This window comes from Alteromonas sp. MmMcT2-5, from assembly GCF_022348315.1.
GTDB classification, from domain to species: domain Bacteria; phylum Pseudomonadota; class Gammaproteobacteria; order Enterobacterales; family Alteromonadaceae; genus Alteromonas; species Alteromonas macleodii.
This window is the reverse complement of the sequence record NZ_JAKRFB010000004.1, coordinates 43,111-62,869: the sequence shown is the minus strand read 5'-3', so window position 1 is coordinate 62,869 and position 19,759 is coordinate 43,111. Positions and strand designations below refer to the sequence as shown.

Sequence of the window (19,759 nt, the reverse complement as noted above, 5' to 3'; positions counted from 1 at the left end):
ACAGTGGGGATCATTGATACCTAAACTGTATCTCAGTGGGTAAATGTGGCGAATTGTGGATCAAATCATCATCACTTTGCAGATTAGTACTCAAAAAACAAGAAAACCAAGAGCAAATAATAAAAGGCTAGGGGAATGTTCCGCGGCGCTAACGCAATCAATCTGGATACAAAAGGCAGACTGGCTATACCGACGAAGTATCGTCAGTCGCTGCTGGATGATTGTCAGGGACAACTGGTCTGCACAGTCGATACACAACAAAGTTGTTTGCTACTTTACCCACTTCCCGAATGGGAAGAGATTGAGCTTAAACTATCTAAACTTTCAAGCATGATCCCAGCCGAGCGTCGCTTGCAGCGATTGCTACTAGGTTATGCTTCTGAAGGTGAGATGGATAAAAGCGGGCGCATTCTTGTTCCTACTCCACTGCGAAGTTTCGCAAAACTCTCAAAAGAAGTCATGTTAGTTGGTCAGTTAAACAAATTCGAAATTTGGGATGCCGATATTTGGGCACAACAAGTTGAAGCTGATATAGACACCGAACGCAAAGGCGAATTTGAACTTACCGAACGATTACAGGACTTTTCTCTATGACGCAGCCTAGCGAATTTAAACATATTTCAGTATTGCTTGATGAATGCATTGAAGCCCTAGCGATTAAACCGAACGGTATCTACATTGACGCCACTTTTGGCCGTGGGGGGCACTCAGCACATATTTTGGATGCATTGGGTGAACACGGGCGTCTCATCGCCTTTGACCGTGATCCGCAAGCAATCAAAGCGGCAGAACGCTTCGCTGATGATAAACGTTTTAGCATTATCCACTCACCGTTTGGTGATATGGCAGAAGAAATCGAAGCGCTGGGACTAACCGGTAAGATTGACGGTGTGCTTATGGATTTGGGGGTGTCTTCACCTCAGCTAGATGATGCCGAGCGTGGTTTTAGCTTCCTTCGTGACGGCCCGCTGGATATGCGTATGGACACCTCACGTGGACAAAGTGCTGCAGACTGGTTGGCTAACGCCGAAGAACAAGACATTACGCAGGTTATTAAAGAGTTTGGCGAAGAGAAGTTCGGCAAACGCATAGCCCATGCCATTGTAAACACGCGCAAAGAAACACCCATTACGCGCACAGCTCAGCTAGCCAAAATTATCGACGAAGCGGTTCCTGTAAAGGATAAGTTTAAACATCCGGCAACCCGTGCATTCCAAGGTATTCGCATTTATATCAATGCGGAACTTGAGCAACTTCGTGTTGGCCTTAAAGCCGCCACACAGGTGTTGGCGAAAGAAGGACGTCTTGCCGTTATTTCGTTTCACTCTCTTGAAGACCGTTTAGTAAAACGCTTCATTAAAGATCAAAGTAAAGGGAAATCAGTACCACACAACTTACCGATCACTCAGGCTGAAATAGATGCAGATAAAGTGTTAAAAGCCTTGGGCAAAGCGATAAAACCTTCAGAACAGGAGATCGCGAACAACGTTCGCTCTCGCAGTTCGGTATTACGTGTGGCAGAAAAGTTATGACCAAAGCCGCGCCAGACAAGGCCAGCACTAATTTTAAATTACTGCTAATAATTGTTTCAGATTTGACCCGCAACAAGTTGCGGGTTTTGTTGTATTTAATGGTTATCACGAGTGCCATGGCAGTGACACTAAGCAGTCATCACAACAGACAGCAGGTCATTGCCCTTGAAGACCTTATGCAAGAGAAAGATGAGCTGGATGTCGAGTGGCGTAACCTGGTGCTTGAGCAACGCGCGTTGACCGAGCATAACCGCATAGAAAACCTGGTTGAAAAACAGTTAGAAATGTACCGTCCAACCGCAGACGATGAAGTAGTGGTGAAGTTAAAATGAGTACAACAGCACTTTCTCGCCAACGTAAAAAAACCGGTGCAAAACAAAATGTAACGCCAAGCTTAGTGCACTGGCGCTTTGTCGTTGTGCTTGTTGTTATTATGCTAGTTTTCAGCGTGCTAGCCGCCCGTGCAGCCTATATTCAAGTTATTGAGCCAGACGAGCTAATTCAACAGGGCGACAACCGCACACTAAGAACCCGTGATATGCCAACCTATCGCGGGCTTATTACCGATAGAAATGGTGTTGAGCTGGCGGTGAGTGTGCCTGTTCGGGCCATCTACGCAGACCCTAAGGTTATCCATGAAAACAACGGCTTCGAGGAAGAACGCCGTTGGGAAGCGCTGGCAGATGTACTGCGCCAAGACGTCAATGAACTCAAAGAGAAAGTGGCAAACCCTAAACGCCGCTTTGTTTACTTGCAGCGTCAGGTGTCGCCTGCCATGGCAGAGTACGTTGATAAACTGGACATTCCAGGCATTTATCTTCGCCGTGAAAGCCGCCGCTACTATCCTACAGGTGAAGTTTCAGCGCAGTTAATCGGCGTAACCGATGTTGACGACACGGGCGTTGAAGGCTTAGAGCGCATGTATAACGAGTGGCTAACGGGCACGCCGGGTTCTCGTAAAATACGCCGCGATGCGAAAGGCCGTCAGGTAGAGATCTTAGAAACAAAATCAGGCGAAAAAGCCGGCGACCTGCAGCTGACTATTGATCAGCGTATTCAGGCACTTGCTTATAAAGAAATTAAAGAAGCCATGATTTATTACCAATCAAGCTCGGCTTCCGCCATTGTCATCGATGTAAAAAGCGGTGATGTGTTAGCCATGGTGAATGCACCGTCGTTCAATCCGAATGACAGAAGCGATATTTCTGCGCACAGAATGCGTAACAGGGTTATTACCGATGCGTTCGAACCAGGCTCGGCGCTAAAACCGCTGGCCGTCCTTACTGCATTAGAGTTCGGTGAAGTGGAGCCTGAAGACTCAGTAAACACTCATCCAGGATGGATGCGATTAGGCGGCAGCCTAGTAAAAGATTCGCGCAACTACGGCGAACTAACGCTAGAAGAAATTATTCAGCATTCCTCAAATATGGGGACGTCGAAGCTGGCGCTTTCTGTGCCTAAACAGTTCCTGCTGGATACCTATTACAATATGGGCTTAATGAGCGATACCGGGCTTAATATGGCGGGTGAGAGTAGCGGTATCTTTCATGAGCGCAGCCGCTGGTCTGAATTTGAGCTAGCCACGCTGTCATTTGGATACGGCATTTCGGTTACCACTGCACAGTTGGGGCGTCTTTACGCAACGTTGGCGAACGGGGGTATTAAAACACCGCTTAATGTCATCAAGTCGCCAGAGCAACCTTCATGGCAGGCTCAATCTGAGCGGGTGATCAGCGAAGAAAACGCTAACGCTATTGTTCAAATGATGGAAAGCGTAACCCAGCGTGGCGGTACAGCAACAAAAGCGTCGGTACCAGGTTATCGCGTTGCTGGGAAAACAGGAACAAGCCGAAAAGCGGTGGCCGGCGGGTACGGCGAAGAGTACGTCAACATTTTCGCCGGTATCGCACCTGTGTCTGACCCCAGGCTAGTAACTATTGTATTGATCAACGAACCTGGCGGTGATTTGTATCACGCGGGGGATACCGCTGCACCTGTCTTTTCATCAATTATGGGTGGCGCACTGCACATGTTAAACGTTACGCCCGATGACAAGCAGGTTACATCTAGCCGCTTATTGAAAGGAGGTCAAAGTGGTAGTTAGTGCCTTTATTCAAAGTATAAAAGCTTTATTGGCGAAATTTGGTGTAGACGCCCCAGATATCCGCATTGAAGGTTTAACGCTAGACAGCCGAGAAGTGAATACACGCTTAGCGTTCTTGGCAATTAAGGGCCACGAACGCGATGGTCGAGATTTTATACCCCAGGCAATAAGTTTAGGGGCCCGTGTAATTCTGGCGCAAACTGAAGACAGTAGTGCCCATGGTCAGATGGAAATGCGTGACCACAGCGTCATTATCTCGCTGTATGAATTACCACAAATGCTCTCTGCATTAGCTGCTGCATTTTACGACTACCCTGCTCAGAAAATGACGACGGTAGCAGTGACAGGGACAAACGGAAAAACCTCTACAGTTCAATTGCTTACCCAGCTTAAGGATGCGTTAGGTACACGTAGTGCAAGCATCGGAACTCTAGGGAGTAGTGTGTTTGAAGGCGATGAAACCCAATGGTTGAACACGCCGGCAGCGAACACTACGCCCGATGCCATACGTATGCAGTATTTGTTGGCAGACTTTGTGCAAAGTGAAGTGCGCCATACGGCCTTCGAAGCAAGTTCTCACGCATTGGTTCAAGGTCGGCTTGGTACAGTAAAAACCGATATTGCTGTTTTCACCAACCTTACTCGAGATCATCTCGATTACCACGGCACCATGGAAGAGTACGGCAAAGCCAAGCGCTTGCTGCTTCAGCAGCCAGGTTTAAAGGCTGTGGTATTAAACGCTAATGATGATGAAAGTAAGAAGTGGGATGGTGCAGCAGATAAGTCGATTACACGCATCTGGACAGGTATAGACGAAAGTGGTCTGGATGGAAGCGGTGAAAGTGAATACTTGCGAGAGCATAACAATCCTCAAAGTCGCCATTGTTTCGCCACAAATGCTTCTTATCATGCAGGTGGATGTAGCTTTGAACTGGTGAGTTCGTGGGGAAGCGCTGCTATTTCGCTGCCACTATTCGGAAAGTTCAATATCAGTAATGTATTGAGTGCTATAGGTACGTTACTCGCTGAAGGTGAGCGTTTTGATGACGTGGTTAACGCGGTAAATGCGATCACGCCTGTACCCGGGCGAATGGAAGTTTTCTCTGTAACGGGTGCCGCTAACTTGGTGGTGGACTACGCGCATACACCAGACGCTCTGGAGAAAGTGCTGTTAAGCGCCAAATTCCATACAACGGGCAAAGTGTGGTGTGTGTTTGGCTGTGGCGGGGACAGAGACAAAGGCAAGCGACCGTTAATGGGGCAGGCTGCCGAGGTTGGTGCTGACGCTATTGTGATCACCACAGATAACAGTCGCAGTGAAAGCCCTGAATCTATCGCCGAGGATATCATTGCGGGTTTGAAGAACCGTGAGCTGGCAGTGTCTATTCCCGATCGCGAGCAAGCTATTCGTCATTGCCTTGAGCATGCGCATGAAAGCGACATCATCATTGTGGCCGGAAAAGGCCATGAAGATTACCAAATTATCGGTGACAAAAAGACTAACTATAACGAACGTGCAGTTGTGGCGCGACTGCAACAGGAGTACAGCAAATGATAACAACAACGCTGTCATGGATAGCCGAAAAGGTTAATGGAAAATTATTGAACGATGCTGCTGACGTTGAAGTGTCAGCGGTAAGTACCGATACCCGCACCCTTGAAGATGGCGCAGTTTACTTAGCCTTGAAAGGTCCGAATTTTAATGGCCATGATTTTATTTCAACGGCAGAGAAAGCGGGAGCAAGTGCGGTTATTGCCAGTGAAGACGTTGCGACCTCGTTACCTGTCATCATGGTTGAAGATACCAAAGAAGCACTTGGTCTATTAGGGGCGGCAGTGAAAGCTTATGTGGCGCCTAAAACCATTGCTATCACCGGAAGCAGTGGTAAAACCACCGTGAAGGAGATGTGTGCCGCTATTTTGGAGCGAAGAGGCAATGTATTAGCCACAAACGGTAACTTCAATAATGATATTGGTGTGCCGCTAACCCTTTTACGCCTAGAGCCTCAGCATGAATACGCGGTTATGGAGCTAGGCGCAAATCACATTGGTGAAATCGCCTATACCACAAACCTCGTAAAGCCGGACGTAGCGACTATAGTAAACGCCGCCGCTTCTCACTTAGAAGGCTTTGGCAGCTTGCTAGGCGTGGCGCGCGCCAAAAGCGAAATTTTTAAAGGCTTAGGCAGTGACGGTGTGGCGGTAGTCAATGTTGATAGTCAGTTTGCTGAATTTTGGCAGGGCAAACTCAAACAGACCAAAACGCTAACGTTTTCCCCGCAGCAGAAAAACGATGCTGACTTTAGAGCAGAAGATATCACCATTGGATTAGATGGCTGCGCCGCATTCCACTTGGTTTGCCCGCAAGGTGATATGTCTATTCAGCTCACTATTCCTGGCGTTCACAACGTGGGGAATGCCCTTGTTGCTGCGGCATTAACGCTGCAAGTTGGCGCAACATTAGAAAACGTACGCGACGGCTTACTTGCCATGAAGCAGGTCAGCGGGCGCTTGAATGTAAAACAGCTCACCGAACAGGTTCGCCTGTTAGACGATACCTACAACGCCAACGTGGCGTCTGTAAATGCGGCAATTGATACGCTAAGTAGCTTTTCAGGCATTCGCGTTCTTGTTCTAGGGGACATGAAAGAGTTGGGTGAAAAGGCGCGTTATTACCACGAGCAGGTGGGGGAATACGCTAAAGAAAAAGGAATTAATTACCTGTATACCATGGGTGTTTTGAGTCAATCAGCCAGTGCTGTGTTTAATGAAAATAGTGGCCATTTCAGCGATGTTGAAAGTTTGTTGGCCGCAATGGAGAGTGATTTGTTAGTGCAGCAGCGCGATATTTCAATTTTAGTAAAAGGTTCACGCAGTTCCAGAATGGAGCGTGTGGTAGAGGCGGTAGAGGCCTCTGCGCTGGGAAAGCACGATAGCCGTCGGGAGCGAATAGCATGTTAATTTGGCTAGCCGACTGGCTGACACAATTCGATTCAGGGTTTAATGTATTTTCATACCTTACCCTTCGTGCAATTTTAAGCACGCTGACCGCATTGCTTATTGCCATTCTTATTGGCCCTAAGATGATTCGTTATTTGCAGCGTATGCAAATTGGTCAAACCGTACGTGACGATGGCCCGCAAAGCCATTTATCCAAATCAGGCACACCCACTATGGGCGGGTTACTCATACTCGCAGCAATTGTAGTAAGCGGCCTGCTTTGGGCTGACCTGACTAACCGTTATGTGTTGGTAACCCTTACTGTGGTTGTGGCCTACGGTATTATCGGGTTTGTCGATGACTACAGAAAAGTGATCCGCAAAGATTCGAAGGGGCTCATCGCCCGTTGGAAATATTTCTGGCAATCAGTGGTCGCGTTAGGCGTCGCATTTTATCTATACAGCAGTGCCACTATGAGCGCTGAAACTTCGCTGTTGGTGCCCTTCTTCAAAGAAGTGTTTCCGCAGTTAGGTGCATTCTTCATTATCATTACTTACTTCGCCATTGTAGGTACTAGTAACGCGGTAAACCTTACCGATGGCTTAGACGGTCTTGCTATTGTGCCTACTATTTTGGTGGCGGGCGCCTTCGCCATTTTTGCCTATGTGACAGGTAATGCTAACTTTGCTGAATACCTGAATATTCCTCATATTCCGCTTACCAGCGAGCTGGTAATTGTGTGCACTGCCATGGTCGGTGCAGGCTTAGGCTTTTTATGGTTTAACACGTATCCGGCACAAGTATTTATGGGCGACGTTGGCTCACTAGCGTTAGGCGGCACACTAGGCGTGCTTGCTGTATTGGTGCGCCAAGAATTGGTATTAATCATCATGGGTGGCGTGTTTGTAATGGAAACCGTTTCAGTCATTCTTCAGGTAGGTTCTTACAAACTGCGTGGCCAGCGTATTTTCCGTATGGCACCTATTCACCATCACTATGAATTGAAGGGCTGGCCAGAGCCGCGCGTAATAGTGCGTTTTTGGATCATTTCAATCATTTTGGTGTTGGTGGGTCTTGCTACCCTCAAACTTAGATAAGCGGGAAAGAGATAAACATTAATGTCGTATAACGTACGTGAGCATAGTTATGTAGTCGGTGGCCTAGGTGTTACAGGTCAGGCTTGCGTGCGCTTTTTGTTGCAAAAACAGGCAACAGTTAAAGCGTTTGATACCCGTGCCAATTTTACTCTAGCTACCGGCCCTGATTCTGATCTTGATACTGACATGCAAGCTTTTATGGCAGAGAAGATCACTTGCAATGCACTAAGCGAAGATTACTTTGATGGTGTAGACACTTTGGTATTAAGTCCGGGTCTTGCTTTGGATATTGAACAAGTGGCTTTAGCGCAAAAGTGTGGTGTTGAGGTGATCGGCGACGTGGAATTGTTCGCTCGTTTAAATGCCTCCACGAGTGGTGCTACGCCAGCTAAGCGCGTAGTAGGTATAACCGGCTCTAACGGCAAAACCACGGTTACTTTATTAGTGAACCATCTGCTTAAAAGCTGCGGCGTAAAAAGCATTGAAGCGGGTAACGTAGGTCGCCCTGTGCTTGAAGCGCTTCAAAGTGATGCAGATGTAGTGGTGATGGAGCTATCAAGTTTTCAACTTGAAACTACGTCTAGCCTGGTGCTTGAAGCTGCTACTGTGCTTAATATTTCCGATGACCACCTAGACCGTCACGGTACCCTTGAAGCCTATATCGATGCCAAGCATCGCATTTTTGATAATGCGAAATCTGCGATTGTATGGCGAGATGGTGAGTTTGTAGCGCCAGACGAGAAGATTATTGCTGACGCTAAGGGTAATGCTGCATCAAATGCCGTATCTAATGCAGTATATGATGGCGAATCTAATGCCGCGTCTAATGAAGAGTCGCTAGCGTCAAAAAATATCGTTGAATATGGACTGGGAGAGTCGACCACAGGGTTTGCGATTGCGTCTTTTGACGGTGACGATAGTGCTCGTGACGATGAACAAAGTCTATATATAATGTTTAAAGACGAAAAGCTTATTGCCCTTAGCGATATTCATTTGGCGGGCATGCACAACGTACTAAACATCATGGCTGCATTGGGTATCTGCCTTCAGCTAGGTCTCTCGCCAGCGCTCGCGGTTAAACATCTACACAGTTTTAAATCTGCACCACATCGTTGTGTGGAAATAGCCCGTGTAAACGACATCCGATATGTCGACGACTCCAAAGCAACCAACATTGGCGCCACGGTAGCGGCCCTTGAAGGGTTAGCCCCGACTATACAAGGGAAGCTCATTCTTATTGCAGGTGGTGACGCTAAAGGCGCTGATATAGCCAGCCTCTCGCCTTATCTAACTAAATATGTATCGCACGTGTTTGCTTTGGGCAAAGATGCACACCTGTTTGAAAAGAGTTTTGCGCATACAACTCGTGTGGCAACGATGAAAGACGCCGTAAAAGCAGCAACAAGACTTGCTGCCCCTGGTGATGTTGTGCTGCTTTCGCCTGCGTGTGCAAGTTTAGATATGTTTAAGAACTATATGCATCGCGGTGACGTGTTTAAACAAGATGTACACGACCTACTTAATCTACACAGTAAGAACGACGACGCTGTGGAGGCCACATCATGATTGCTGCCTCTACCAAACTTAGCGCGTTATTTGCCGCGAAGCATGACGGACAACCTTCGGCAACGCACCCCTATGACGTGACGCTTATCTTAATTGCGCTCGCGCTAATGAGTATAGGCATTATTATCGTCACCTCGGCGTCGATGCCGGTGGCCGATAGGCTGCACGACAACCCCTTCTATTTTGCTATTCGCCACGGTATTTACATTGTTGGGGCGATCGTTGCCGCTATGGTAGTGCTGAATTTGCCCATGCAGTTTTGGCGCATGACCAATCCCTATCTTCTGCTCGCGGCCATCGCGCTATTGTTAGCAGTTCTGGTAGTGGGAAGAACTGTAAACGGGAGTACCCGTTGGTTGGCGATTGGGCCTATAACCATTCAAGCTGCCGAGCCGGCGAAGCTCTTTTTCTTTGCCTATTTGGCGGGTTATCTGGTTCGCCGCTACGAAGAAGTGACCGAAAATCTAAAAGGATTTATTAAACCCCTTGTCGTGTTCTTTGCGTTAGCGATGCTATTACTGCTACAGCCAGACTTAGGTACCGTCGTTGTGATGTTTGCAACCACGATTGGTTTGCTGTTTTTAGCGGGTGCACGACTTTGGCAGTTCTTCGCACTGGTGTTTGCAGGCATATTGGCGGTTGTAGCGCTTATCGTGTTTGAAGAATACCGAATGAAACGGGTTACCTCCTTTTTAGACCCTTGGGCTGATCCGTTTGGCGCTGGTTATCAGCTAACCCAGTCTTTGATGGCCTATGGCCGCGGTAACTGGTTTGGGCAAGGCCTAGGCAATAGTTTGCAAAAACTGGAATTCTTACCCGAAGCACACACTGACTTTGTTATGGCCATCTTAGCGGAAGAGTTAGGCTTTGTTGGTGTGCTTGCCGTACTCGGCCTAATTTTGTGGATGGTGTTGCGTGCGCTGAGCATTGGAAATAAGGCACTTGAAAAAGGGCGAGCGTTTGATGGTTACATGGCTTACAGCATAGGCATCTGGTTCAGTTTCCAGACGGCGGTAAATATTGGTGCAAGCGCGGGTATCCTGCCAACCAAAGGGTTAACACTGCCGTTAGTTAGTTACGGCGGCTCGTCACTTATCATCATGTCAGTAGCAGTAGCCATATTACTTCGTATCGATTTTGAATTACGGGTTGATGGCGTACAGGCGATTGGCCGGGGCGACAGCAAATCCGGTAAGAGCAAGGCCCGCCGTAAAAAGCCTATTCCTACAAGCACGTCCAAATCTAAAGCGTCACAAGCTGAAGGTGAGGCAAGTGTAGAGAGTGGGGCCGATGAAGCGGATTTTTCTACAGCGACGGTTGAAGCTAAACCTAGCGCCAAAACATCAAGTGCAGAAGATGAAGGAAAAGCTGGCATTAAAGCTATACTCGCGCGGGTAGCGCAGGAGGCTGATAATGGCTAAGCGTTGCTTAATTATGGCTGGCGGTACAGGCGGGCATGTTTTCCCAGGCCTTGCAGTGGCAAACGCGCTTCGAAAGGAAGGTTGGGACATTCATTGGCTAGGCACCGCCGAGCGGATGGAAGCGCAAGTTGTGCCTAAGCACGACATACCTATTCACTTTATTCCGGTAAAGGGGCTTCGTGGCAAAGGTGTTACGGCACGTCTTCAAGGTGCTGTTGCGTTAGTTAAAAGCTTATTTTCTGCAAGGCGAATTATAAAGCGCCTTCAACCTGATATCGTTGTTGGGTTTGGCGGTTACGCTAGCGGCCCTGGTGGGGTTGCTGCAAAAAGCTTAGGTATTCCCGTTATTGTGCATGAACAAAATGCAGCAGCAGGCATGACCAATAAGCTTCTTAGTAAATTCGCAAGTCGCGTGCTTCTGGGCTTTGACGATGCCAAAGAACAATTTTCAGGTGGCGCTACTAAGGTACATACTGTGGGCAATCCTGTTCGTGATGAAATTTGGCAGGTGAAGCCCAAATCTGTAGACATTGACGCAGACGCTCGTGAAAACACCACAGAGCATAAACAAGGCCTTAATTTACTTGTTGTAGGCGGCAGTTTAGGCGCACAAATTCTCAATGAAACCGTGCCGGAGACTTGCGGGGTGCTAGAAGGTTTATCAATCAAACACCAATGTGGAAAAGGCAACAGTGAAGGTGTCATTAAAGCCTACACGTCGGTGGGCGCAGATATGTCGAAAATCGATGTCAGTGACTTTATTGATGACATGGCCGCAGCTTATGAATGGGCAGACTTTGTTGTCTGTAGAGCCGGTGCGCTTACGGTAAGTGAAGTTGCAGCTGCCGGACGCGCGGCGATTTTCGTACCGCTACCTTTTGCGGTAGACGATCACCAAACAAAAAATGCGCAGTCGTTAGTCAAGCAAAATGCGGCACTGATGATTGCTCAATCTGTATTAAAAGAAAATTTAGGGCAGGCGGTGCGTCAGTGGTTACAACACCCTGAAGGCTGCTTAAAGATGGGTGCTGTAGCGAAAACATGTGCAAGCACTCATGCCACGGAAAATGTAGTAAGCCACGTTAAAAGCGTGGTAGGAGTAGGGGACTAATGGTTTTTAAAACCCCATTTGAAAGCCCGCAAATGCGCAGGGTTAAAAATATATTCTTTATTGGTATCGGCGGTGCCGGTATGGGTGGTATTGCCGAAGTATTACTGAACGAAGGTTATGCTATTGCTGGCTCTGACATTCAAGAAGGGCCAATGACACAGCGGCTAAGCGAATTAGGTGCTGATGTGAAAATAGGCCACCGTGCGGAAAATGTTGAAGGCACGGACGTTATTGTGGTGTCTAGCGCCATCAACGAGCAAAACCCAGAGATTATCGTGGCTCGTGAAAAGCGCATTCCGATTATTCGCCGTGCAGAAATGCTGGCAGAATTGATGCGATTCCGCCACGGTATTGCGGTGGCGGGTACCCACGGCAAAACGACTACAACCAGTTTGATTTCAACGATTTTCGCAGAAGCGGAGTATGACCCTACGTTTGTTATCGGTGGTTTGCTTAACAGCGCTGGTACGAATGCGCGACTAGGCAAAAGCCGTTATCTAATCGCAGAGGCTGACGAGAGCGATGCGTCCTTCCTTCATTTGCAGCCGATGGTTTCCGTGGTGACCAATATTGAAGCCGACCATATGGATACTTATGGTGGCGACTTCTCAAAGGTGAAAGATACCTTTGTTGATTTCTTGTCGAACCTACCCTTTTACGGGCAGGCCATCGTGTGCGGTGACGATGCAAATATTCAAGAGATTCGCCCTCGTATAGGCCGAAGTATTCTTACCTACGGTTTTGAATCTCACAATGACTATCGCGCAGAAAATGTTTCACTGTCATTCGGTAAAGCGAATTTTACGGTTATACGCTCAGAACGCGAACCGCTAGATATTACGCTGAACCTCACCGGTAACCACAACGTGCTTAATGCCCTTGCTGCTATCGCTGTAGCAACGGATGAAGGTGTAGATGACGACGCTATCATTCGCGCGCTAGCCAGCTTTGGCGGCATAGGCCGTCGTTTCGAGCAGTTAGGTACGTTTACTACCAGTAAGGGCGAGGTGTGTTTAGTCGATGACTATGGTCACCACCCAACGGAAGTAAGGGCGACTATCGCTGCGGCTCGTGCAAACTGGCCTGATAAGCGCTTGGTTATGGTTTACCAGCCACATCGCTTTACGCGCACCCGCGACCTTTACGAAGACTTTGTTGAGGTACTGTCGAGCGTTGATGCACTGTTGCTTCTGGATGTATATGCTGCCAGTGAACAACCTATTGAAGGTGCTGACAGTAAAGCGCTATGCCGTTCCATTCGTCAGCGCGGTCAAATAGAGCCTGTGTACGTAGGTGACAAAGACGCCTTACCAGCTATTTTGGCGAATATCATGCAAGATGGCGACATCGTTATGACCCAAGGGGCGGGCAACATCGGACAAATTGCTAAGCTCTTAGCTCGTCACGCGCTAGAGCCGATCACACTTGCAAAGGAAGGGGAATAAGATGTTTACACCTTCAGTAAGTATTCACTCACAGAAAACCCACTCGCCGAACGAGTATGGCAAAGTAGCTGTGCTGCTCGGCGGTGACTCTGCTGAACGGGAAGTATCACTTAATTCGGGCAATGCGGTGTTAAATGCATTGTTACGACAAGGCGTAGATGCGTTTGCGTTTGACCCAGCAGAGCGACCTCTGACCGACCTTATCGACCTCAACGTCGATAGAGCGCTTATTATGCTGCACGGTCGCGGTGGTGAAGATGGCTCTATGCAAGGAGCCCTTCAGTTCCTAAAAATCCCCTACACGGGGAGCCGAGTTTTAGGTTCTGCACTGGCAATGGACAAAATTCATACTAAGCAAGTGTGGCAAAGTTTAGGCTTACCCACTGCAAAATATGAAATTGCTGATAAAAGGCACTTTGAAGCTGGTAAGTGCAGCGCTATAATGGATAAATTGGGGAATGAAGTCATGGTAAAACCGGCCAGAGAAGGGTCGAGTATTGGCATGGCGAGAGTGACAAGCGCTAAACAGCTCGAAACTGCCATTCAGGACGCCTTTAAATACGATAATCAAGTCCTGTTAGAGCAGTATATAGATGGCCCCGAATTCACTGTTTCTGTATTGCAGGGACAGGCGTTGCCGTCTATTCGCATGTCTACTCCACATACATTCTATGATTATGCTGCGAAATATCAGGATAATACAACAGAATACTATTGCCCAAGCGGCTTGTCTGAAGAGCAAGAAGCACAGCTAGCAAAACTAGCTTCCCGTGCTTTTGATGCTATTTCTGGCAGCGGCTGGGGTAGAATTGACGTTATGCAGGACAACCAAAGGCAGTTTTATTTGCTAGAGGCGAACACAGTGCCTGGCATGACAGAAAAAAGTTTGGTGCCTAAGGCAGCCAAAGTTGCAGGATTAACTTTTGATGAACTGGTATTAAGTATTCTTTCTACCAGTTTTGATGACGTTGCAAACAAGGCGTAAACGTGGCTGATACCAACACTAATCAAGGTAAGCCCGCTTCTGCAAAGAGCGGCAAAAGTAAAACGGCAGTGTGGGGCGGCGTCGCTTTCTTACTGTTTGTTATTGCAGGATTAGTGTTTGGTGGGCTTAAAGCAAATCAGTATTTGCAGGATGAACAGCAAATGCCGGTACAGGTTATCGATTTTTCTGGTGATTATCAGCACATCGATATTACCAAGCTAGAGCGGTTAATACGCAAGGCGCAGCCTGGAAGCTTTTTTGCCCTTGATGTCAACGAAGTATTTGAGCTTGTTGAAGCGCAGCCTTGGGTTTATCGCGCGTCAGTAAGAAAGAAGTGGCCAAATACGTTAAAAATTTATTTGGTTGAGCAGCAGCCGGTTGCGCAATGGAATGAAGATTTGTTGTTAAACCCTTATGGCGATACGTTTAACGACGAAGGCGTGAAGTTAGACTTACCGCGCCTTTACGGCCCGGGTGGCAGCGAAAAAACCGCCCTTGAAGGCTACAACGCCATGCACGCGTTGATAGCGACGACGGATATGACGTTAGACGAGCTGTCCTTAAGCGAGCGATTTGCATGGCAAGTGCAGTTGAAAAACGGCATTAAATTGAATTTAGGACGTCAGGAGTTTATCGATAGGCTACAACGCTTTATTGATGTTTATCCACTTCTGGCGCAACAAGAGAAGGCGGTGAAATACGTCGACCTTCGCTATGACACGGGCGTAGCAGTCGGATGGAAAGACGACAGCGCCACAGATGAAGAGAGTTAAGGAAACCATGTCAAAACCTGCTGAACGCAATTTGATTGTAGGACTAGATATCGGCACCAGCCAAGTAAAAGCTGTTGTGGGTGAATTACTAGAAGATGATCAAATCAGTATTGTTGGCGTGGGCACCCATGCATCGAAAGGCATGGATAAGGGCGGCGTTAACGATTTGAACCTGGTGGTGAAATCGGTCCAGCGTGCAGTAAACGAGATGGAGTTAATGGCAGATTGCCGAGTGTCTTCAGTTTTTATGTCTATCTCGGGACGTCACGTTAAGTGCCAAAATGAAAATGGCATGGTACCGATTAACAATCAGGAAGTAACACAAGAAGACGTAGATAACGTTATTCATGCAGCGCGCAGTGTGCCAATTGCAGCGGAACGTCGTCTACTACACGTGTTACCACAAGAATTTACTATTGATGTGCAGGAAGGGATTAAGAACCCTATTGGCATGTCGGGAGTAAGAATGGAAGCGGATGCTCACATTATTACCTGTGCCGACGATATGGCGAAAAATATGGTGAAATGTGTAGAGCGTTGTGAACTTAATGCCGATCAGCTGATCTTTTCAGCGTTGGCATCAAGTTATGCGGTACTGACTGACGACGAGCGCGAGCTTGGCGTGTGTGTGGTTGATATCGGTGGTGGTACTATGGATATGGTTATCTACACCGATGGCGCTATTCGTCACACGGCGGTAATACCGGTTGCGGGTAATCAAATTACCAGCGACATTGCTAAAATATTTAGAACGCCTATTAGCAATGCAGAAGAAATTAAGGTGAATTACGCCTGTGCATTGAAGGATATGGTGAGTATGGAAGACAGCATTGAAGTGCCTAGCGTGGGCGGACGCCCAGCTAGAGTGATGTCTCGTCATACGTTAGCTGAGGTGATTGAACCTCGCTATCAAGAGCTTTTTGAGCTGGTACATGATGAAATTCGTGCCAGCGGTCTGGAAGAGCAAATCGCTGCAGGCCTTGTGCTTACAGGCGGTACCGCTAAGATGGAAGGTGCCGTGGAATTTGCCGAAGAACTTTTCCAGATGCCCGTGCGCGTGGGCAAACCCATCAACGTAAAAGGCTTGTCCGAATATGTTGATGATGCTGGCTTTGCGACAGTCGTAGGACTGCTGCAATATGGCAAAGTACAATCTGATAATAAGAAGTCCAGTACGCAGAAGACCGGTGAAAGTTTATTTCATCGAGTGCAAAGCTGGTTTAAAGGTGAATTTTAATTTTATTTTGGGGGCGCTATAGCTACGGCATCAAGGCTAGCAGGAAGCAATTAGCCTAAGGGAATGACCTGGCGTAGTGTTTAAAAAGACGTACAACCGGAGAGTAAGTATGTTCGAATTAATGGATAGTCACGGCGAAGAAGCCGTAATCAAAGTCATCGGTGTCGGTGGCGGCGGCGGCAATGCCGTTGAGCACATGGTGTCTCAAAGCATTGAAGGCGTGGAATTTATTGCAGTTAACACCGATGCACAGGTGCTTCGTAGCTCAAGTGCAGACGTTACACTTCAAATTGGCTCAAGTGTAACGAAAGGGTTAGGTGCGGGTGCTGATCCGAACATTGGTCGAGAAGCAGCACAAGAAGACAGAGAAACCATTCGTCAGGCGCTAGACGGTGCGGATATGGTTTTCATCACTGCTGGTATGGGTGGTGGTACAGGTACGGGTGCAGCGCCAGAAGTGGCGAAGATTGCACGTGAAATGGGTATTCTTACGGTAGCTGTGGTAACTAAGCCATTCCCATTTGAAGGTAAAAAGCGTACTTCGTTTGCGGAACAGGGCATTGTCGAATTGTCTAACAACGTTGACTCGCTAATTACCATTCCAAACGAAAAACTACTTAAAGTAATGGGACCGGGCACGCCGCTTCTTCAAGCGTTTAGCGCAGCAAATGACGTATTACGCGGTGCAGTTCAAGGTATTGCCGAGCTTATCACCCGCCCTGGCCTTATCAACGTTGACTTTGCAGACGTACGTACTGTTATGTCTGAAATGGGTAAAGCCATGATGGGTAGTGGTGCTGCAAGCGGTCCTGATCGTGCAGAAGAAGCTGCTGAAGCAGCGATTGCTAGCCCGCTTCTTGAAGATATCGATTTGTCAGGTGCGCGCGGTATTCTTGTGAATATTACGGCAGGTCCAGATTTCGCTATTGACGAGTTCGAGACTGTAGGTAACGCCGTTAAAGCGTTCGCATCAGAAAATGCGACCGTGGTTGTGGGTACAGTTATCGATATGGAAATGACAGACGAGCTTCGCGTAACGGTTGTTGCAACCGGTATTGGCGCAGAGCGCAAGCCTGACATTTCGCTAGTAAGCTCTGAAGGCTCTCGTCTAACACAGCCTGCAAAAGAATACGGTAACACGCAATCAAGTGAACCACGTTCTGCAGTAGGCGGTACAGAGGGCAATCAGGCGCTGAAGGCCGACGACAGTGCACAGCCAGAAAATGATTTGGAATATTTAGATATTCCTGCATTTCTTCGTAAGCAGGCAGACTAATTTAGCTGCCTGAAACGGAAGGGAATTATTTCGCGTTTGCGATGTCTCACCTAGTAAGGTGTATTTATACAACGTGAAAAATTTCGCGTGGATAGGTTGATTAAATACGTAATCTGACAGAGTTAAATCCGTCAGAACGGGTGTTTTTTGACATGTGAGTAATAACTCACTATAATTCGCGCCCGCTTTTTTTAATTAGGTAAAAGCTTAAGCAAATGATTAGACAACGTACAATCAAGCAATCGGTACAAGAGACCGGAATTGGGCTTCATAAAGGGGAAAAGGTCACAATGACTCTCCGACCTGCGCCAGCAAACACGGGTATCGTGTTTAGGCGTGTTGACCTTGAACCACATGTTGACATACCTTCGCGTGCGAACGCGGTAGGTAATACCATGCTGTGTACGTGCCTGAATAACGAAGACGGTGTGACTATCCAAACGGTAGAACACTTAGCGTCTGCGCTTGCAGGTTTAGGTATCGACAATATTATTATTGAAGTAGACAGTAACGAGCTGCCAATTATGGACGGAAGTGCTAGCCCGTTCGTATTTTTGCTTCAATCTGCCGGTATCGAAGAGCTAAACGCGCCTAAGCAATTTATTCGTATTAAAAAGCCAGTTCGTGTAGAAGATGGCGATAAGTGGGCCGAATTAGTGCCTTATGATGGTTTCCGCGTTGATTTCCAAATTGACTTTGATCATCCTGTGATCAGTCAAACTCGTCAGCATATGGTGATGGATTTTGATTCATGCTCATATGTAAGCGAAGTTAGCCGTGCACGCACTTTCGGTTTTATGCGCGACTTAGAGTACATGAATGCTAACAACCTAGCGTTGGGTGGCAGCATGGAAAACGCAGTGGCGTTGGACGAATTCCGTGTACTCAATCCTGAAGGGTTGCGCTACGACGATGAGTTCTTAAAGCATAAGATTTTGGATGCTATTGGTGACTTATACCTTGGCGGACACAGTCTAATTGGTGAATTGCGTGCGTACAAAACAGGCCATGGTCTGAATAACAAGCTATTAAATGCAGTACTCGCGCAAAAAGAGTGTTGGGAGTTCGTGACCTACGACTCGCAGGAAACAGCACCAATTCGTTATGCTCAGCCCGCATTAGCGTAAGAATTTTAAAAAGCCGCCTTACGGGCGGCTTTTTTTCGTATGGCATTTACTGAAATAAATGATACAGTAGCCGAATAATTAATATAAATTTCACCCATGTGACAAAAAACTATCGCTTAAAGGCTGTCGCCTTTGGCTAAAAACATATTCATCGTGGTATGAAGTGGTATGAAAAAGAATGGCGTGAAACAGCAATTTTCTTCGTGGTATGAAACTAACAATTACACTCGCTGGTAAAAATAAACGCTATAGGCACAGTATTAGTGTCCGTACGCTTGTGAGCGCAACCGTGCTCTCGTCTATTTTTATGCTAGTGTCGAGTCGTTCAACAGAATCGGTATCAGAAGATATTGCACGAGTTCGTTTGGCACAGACTGAAGTCAACGAACGACAAAAAGACGTTGAAGCGTTAAAACAGCAAACAACGGTGAAATTACAAGCTTTGCTTTCTCACGTCGCAGAGTTATCTGCGCAGGCTACATTGCTGGACGAGAAAGGTAAGCAAATCGCAACAGAATTAGGTATGTCAGCGGCTGACCTGGACGCTTTCGTACCGGTATCGATACCGGATAACCTTCAAGACGATCCCATCCTTCGCGAAATAGCCAAACTAGAGCAATCACTCGATTTAAAGTCTCAACAGTTGTCTATGCTTGAAAGTTTGGTCAGGGGTCACCATATCCACGAACAGAGCCAATTATCTGGTCGTCCGATAGAGTCAGGGTGGTTGTCTTCTTATTATGGTATGCGGGCCGACCCGTTTACCGGCGAACCAACTATGCACAAAGGGCTAGATTTCGCTGGTAAGGCAGGGGAGAACGTAGTGGCAACTGCTGCAGGTATTGTGACCTGGGCTGGTGATCGCTACGGCTATGGCCAACTTGTAGAAATTGATCACGGTGATGGTTTTGTAACCCGCTATGGGCATAACGACACCCTTACTGTCTCAATAGGCGACGTGGTAACCAAAGGGGAACCTATCGCTAAAATGGGCAATACGGGGCGCTCAACTGGCGTTCATGTTCACTACGAAGTAATAAGAAACGGAAAACAAGTCGATCCTCTGCCTTTTGTCTACAAAAAGTAGCGTAGGTAGCAGCCAGGTAATTCTCGTAGACGGTGCTTTTATTAAATAAAAGTCATCT

Annotated in this window: 17 protein-coding genes; all 17 read left to right on the top strand. The window is 47.4% G+C overall.

The window, feature by feature from the left end; translation table 11 throughout:
- Positions 1-135: 135 nt before the first annotated feature.
- Positions 136-594, top strand: coding sequence for a division/cell wall cluster transcriptional repressor MraZ (mraZ, locus tag MHN09_RS04465; RefSeq protein WP_012519465.1), 459 nt, complete (start codon positions 136-138; stop codon positions 592-594).
- On the top strand, positions 591-1,532 hold the full coding sequence (gene rsmH, locus MHN09_RS04460; protein ID WP_014950437.1) for a 16S rRNA (cytosine(1402)-N(4))-methyltransferase RsmH: 942 nt from the start codon (positions 591-593) through the stop codon (positions 1,530-1,532). Before mraZ ends, rsmH begins: the two co-directional genes overlap by 4 nt.
- A complete protein-coding gene (gene ftsL / locus MHN09_RS04455) occupies positions 1,529-1,864 on the top strand; it encodes a cell division protein FtsL (protein ID WP_014950436.1) in 336 nt (111 codons plus the stop codon). Before rsmH ends, ftsL begins: the two co-directional genes overlap by 4 nt.
- Positions 1,861-3,636, top strand: coding sequence for a peptidoglycan glycosyltransferase FtsI (locus MHN09_RS04450; RefSeq protein WP_014977227.1), 1,776 nt, complete (start codon positions 1,861-1,863; stop codon positions 3,634-3,636). The genes ftsL and MHN09_RS04450 overlap by 4 nt, the downstream gene beginning before the upstream one ends.
- Positions 3,626-5,191 (top strand): UDP-N-acetylmuramoyl-L-alanyl-D-glutamate--2,6-diaminopimelate ligase, encoded by a 1,566-nt coding sequence (locus MHN09_RS04445; protein WP_239239329.1) that lies wholly within the window; start codon positions 3,626-3,628, stop codon positions 5,189-5,191. Before MHN09_RS04450 ends, MHN09_RS04445 begins: the two co-directional genes overlap by 11 nt.
- Positions 5,188-6,597, top strand: coding sequence for a UDP-N-acetylmuramoyl-tripeptide--D-alanyl-D-alanine ligase (gene murF, locus MHN09_RS04440; protein ID WP_168476794.1), 1,410 nt, complete (start codon positions 5,188-5,190; stop codon positions 6,595-6,597). The genes MHN09_RS04445 and murF overlap by 4 nt, the downstream gene beginning before the upstream one ends.
- The gene (gene mraY / locus MHN09_RS04435) at positions 6,591-7,673 is read left to right on the top strand and encodes a phospho-N-acetylmuramoyl-pentapeptide-transferase (RefSeq protein WP_014999273.1); all 1,083 of its coding nucleotides are present in this window, start codon (positions 6,591-6,593) and stop codon (positions 7,671-7,673) included. Before murF ends, mraY begins: the two co-directional genes overlap by 7 nt.
- Positions 7,674-7,694: 21 nt before the next feature.
- Positions 7,695-9,239 (top strand): UDP-N-acetylmuramoyl-L-alanine--D-glutamate ligase, encoded by a 1,545-nt coding sequence (gene murD / locus MHN09_RS04430; RefSeq protein ID WP_239239327.1) that lies wholly within the window; start codon positions 7,695-7,697, stop codon positions 9,237-9,239.
- Positions 9,236-10,660, top strand: a complete 1,425-nt coding sequence (gene ftsW / locus MHN09_RS04425) for a cell division protein FtsW (protein ID WP_239239324.1) — start codon at positions 9,236-9,238, stop codon at positions 10,658-10,660. The genes murD and ftsW overlap by 4 nt, the downstream gene beginning before the upstream one ends.
- Positions 10,653-11,771 carry an undecaprenyldiphospho-muramoylpentapeptide beta-N-acetylglucosaminyltransferase gene (gene murG, locus MHN09_RS04420; protein ID WP_049586056.1) on the top strand — a complete coding sequence of 373 codons (1,119 nt, stop codon included), beginning with the start codon at positions 10,653-10,655 and terminating at the stop codon, positions 11,769-11,771. Before ftsW ends, murG begins: the two co-directional genes overlap by 8 nt.
- Complete coding sequence (murC, locus tag MHN09_RS04415) at positions 11,771-13,216, top strand: UDP-N-acetylmuramate--L-alanine ligase (protein WP_239239322.1); 1,446 nt, start codon at positions 11,771-11,773, stop codon at positions 13,214-13,216. Before murG ends, murC begins: the two co-directional genes overlap by 1 nt.
- A 1-nt stretch (position 13,217) precedes the next feature.
- Positions 13,218-14,201, top strand: coding sequence for a D-alanine--D-alanine ligase (locus MHN09_RS04410; protein ID WP_014950427.1), 984 nt, complete (start codon positions 13,218-13,220; stop codon positions 14,199-14,201).
- Between the two features lie 2 nt (positions 14,202-14,203).
- Positions 14,204-14,974 (top strand): cell division protein FtsQ/DivIB, encoded by a 771-nt coding sequence (locus tag MHN09_RS04405; protein ID WP_014977223.1) that lies wholly within the window; start codon positions 14,204-14,206, stop codon positions 14,972-14,974.
- A 7-nt stretch (positions 14,975-14,981) separates the two neighbouring features.
- Entirely contained in the window at positions 14,982-16,211 is a 1,230-nt protein-coding gene (ftsA, locus tag MHN09_RS04400; RefSeq protein WP_014980043.1) for a cell division protein FtsA, read from the top strand.
- A 109-nt stretch (positions 16,212-16,320) separates the two neighbouring features.
- Entirely contained in the window at positions 16,321-17,487 is a 1,167-nt protein-coding gene (gene ftsZ, locus MHN09_RS04395; protein ID WP_014980042.1) for a cell division protein FtsZ, read from the top strand.
- A gap of 215 nt (positions 17,488-17,702) precedes the next feature.
- Positions 17,703-18,614 carry a UDP-3-O-acyl-N-acetylglucosamine deacetylase gene (gene lpxC, locus MHN09_RS04390; RefSeq protein WP_049586065.1) on the top strand — a complete coding sequence of 304 codons (912 nt, stop codon included), beginning with the start codon at positions 17,703-17,705 and terminating at the stop codon, positions 18,612-18,614.
- 208 nt (positions 18,615-18,822) lie between these two features.
- Positions 18,823-19,701: a M23 family metallopeptidase gene (locus tag MHN09_RS04385; RefSeq protein ID WP_239239319.1), complete on the top strand. Its 879-nt coding sequence runs from the start codon at positions 18,823-18,825 to the stop codon at positions 19,699-19,701.
- Positions 19,702-19,759: the final 58 nt, after the last annotated feature.

What these genes read in the sequence shown, in the direction of transcription:
- mraZ (WP_012519465.1), top strand. Translation starts at nt 136, where the DNA reads ATGTTCCGCGGCGCTAACGCAATCAATCTGGATACAAAAGGCAGACTG.
- rsmH (WP_014950437.1), top strand. Translation starts at nt 591, where the DNA reads ATGACGCAGCCTAGCGAATTTAAACATATTTCAGTATTGCTTGATGAA.
- ftsL (WP_014950436.1), top strand. Translation starts at nt 1,529, where the DNA reads ATGACCAAAGCCGCGCCAGACAAGGCCAGCACTAATTTTAAATTACTG.
- MHN09_RS04450 (WP_014977227.1), top strand. Translation starts at nt 1,861, where the DNA reads ATGAGTACAACAGCACTTTCTCGCCAACGTAAAAAAACCGGTGCAAAA.
- murF (WP_168476794.1), top strand. Translation starts at nt 5,188, where the DNA reads ATGATAACAACAACGCTGTCATGGATAGCCGAAAAGGTTAATGGAAAA.
- mraY (WP_014999273.1), top strand. Translation starts at nt 6,591, where the DNA reads ATGTTAATTTGGCTAGCCGACTGGCTGACACAATTCGATTCAGGGTTT.
- murD (WP_239239327.1), top strand. Translation starts at nt 7,695, where the DNA reads ATGTCGTATAACGTACGTGAGCATAGTTATGTAGTCGGTGGCCTAGGT.
- ftsW (WP_239239324.1), top strand. Translation starts at nt 9,236, where the DNA reads ATGATTGCTGCCTCTACCAAACTTAGCGCGTTATTTGCCGCGAAGCAT.
- murG (WP_049586056.1), top strand. Translation starts at nt 10,653, where the DNA reads ATGGCTAAGCGTTGCTTAATTATGGCTGGCGGTACAGGCGGGCATGTT.
- murC (WP_239239322.1), top strand. Translation starts at nt 11,771, where the DNA reads ATGGTTTTTAAAACCCCATTTGAAAGCCCGCAAATGCGCAGGGTTAAA.
- MHN09_RS04410 (WP_014950427.1), top strand. Translation starts at nt 13,218, where the DNA reads ATGTTTACACCTTCAGTAAGTATTCACTCACAGAAAACCCACTCGCCG.
- ftsA (WP_014980043.1), top strand. Translation starts at nt 14,982, where the DNA reads ATGTCAAAACCTGCTGAACGCAATTTGATTGTAGGACTAGATATCGGC.
- ftsZ (WP_014980042.1), top strand. Translation starts at nt 16,321, where the DNA reads ATGTTCGAATTAATGGATAGTCACGGCGAAGAAGCCGTAATCAAAGTC.
- lpxC (WP_049586065.1), top strand. Translation starts at nt 17,703, where the DNA reads ATGATTAGACAACGTACAATCAAGCAATCGGTACAAGAGACCGGAATT.
- MHN09_RS04385 (WP_239239319.1), top strand. Translation starts at nt 18,823, where the DNA reads ATGAAACTAACAATTACACTCGCTGGTAAAAATAAACGCTATAGGCAC.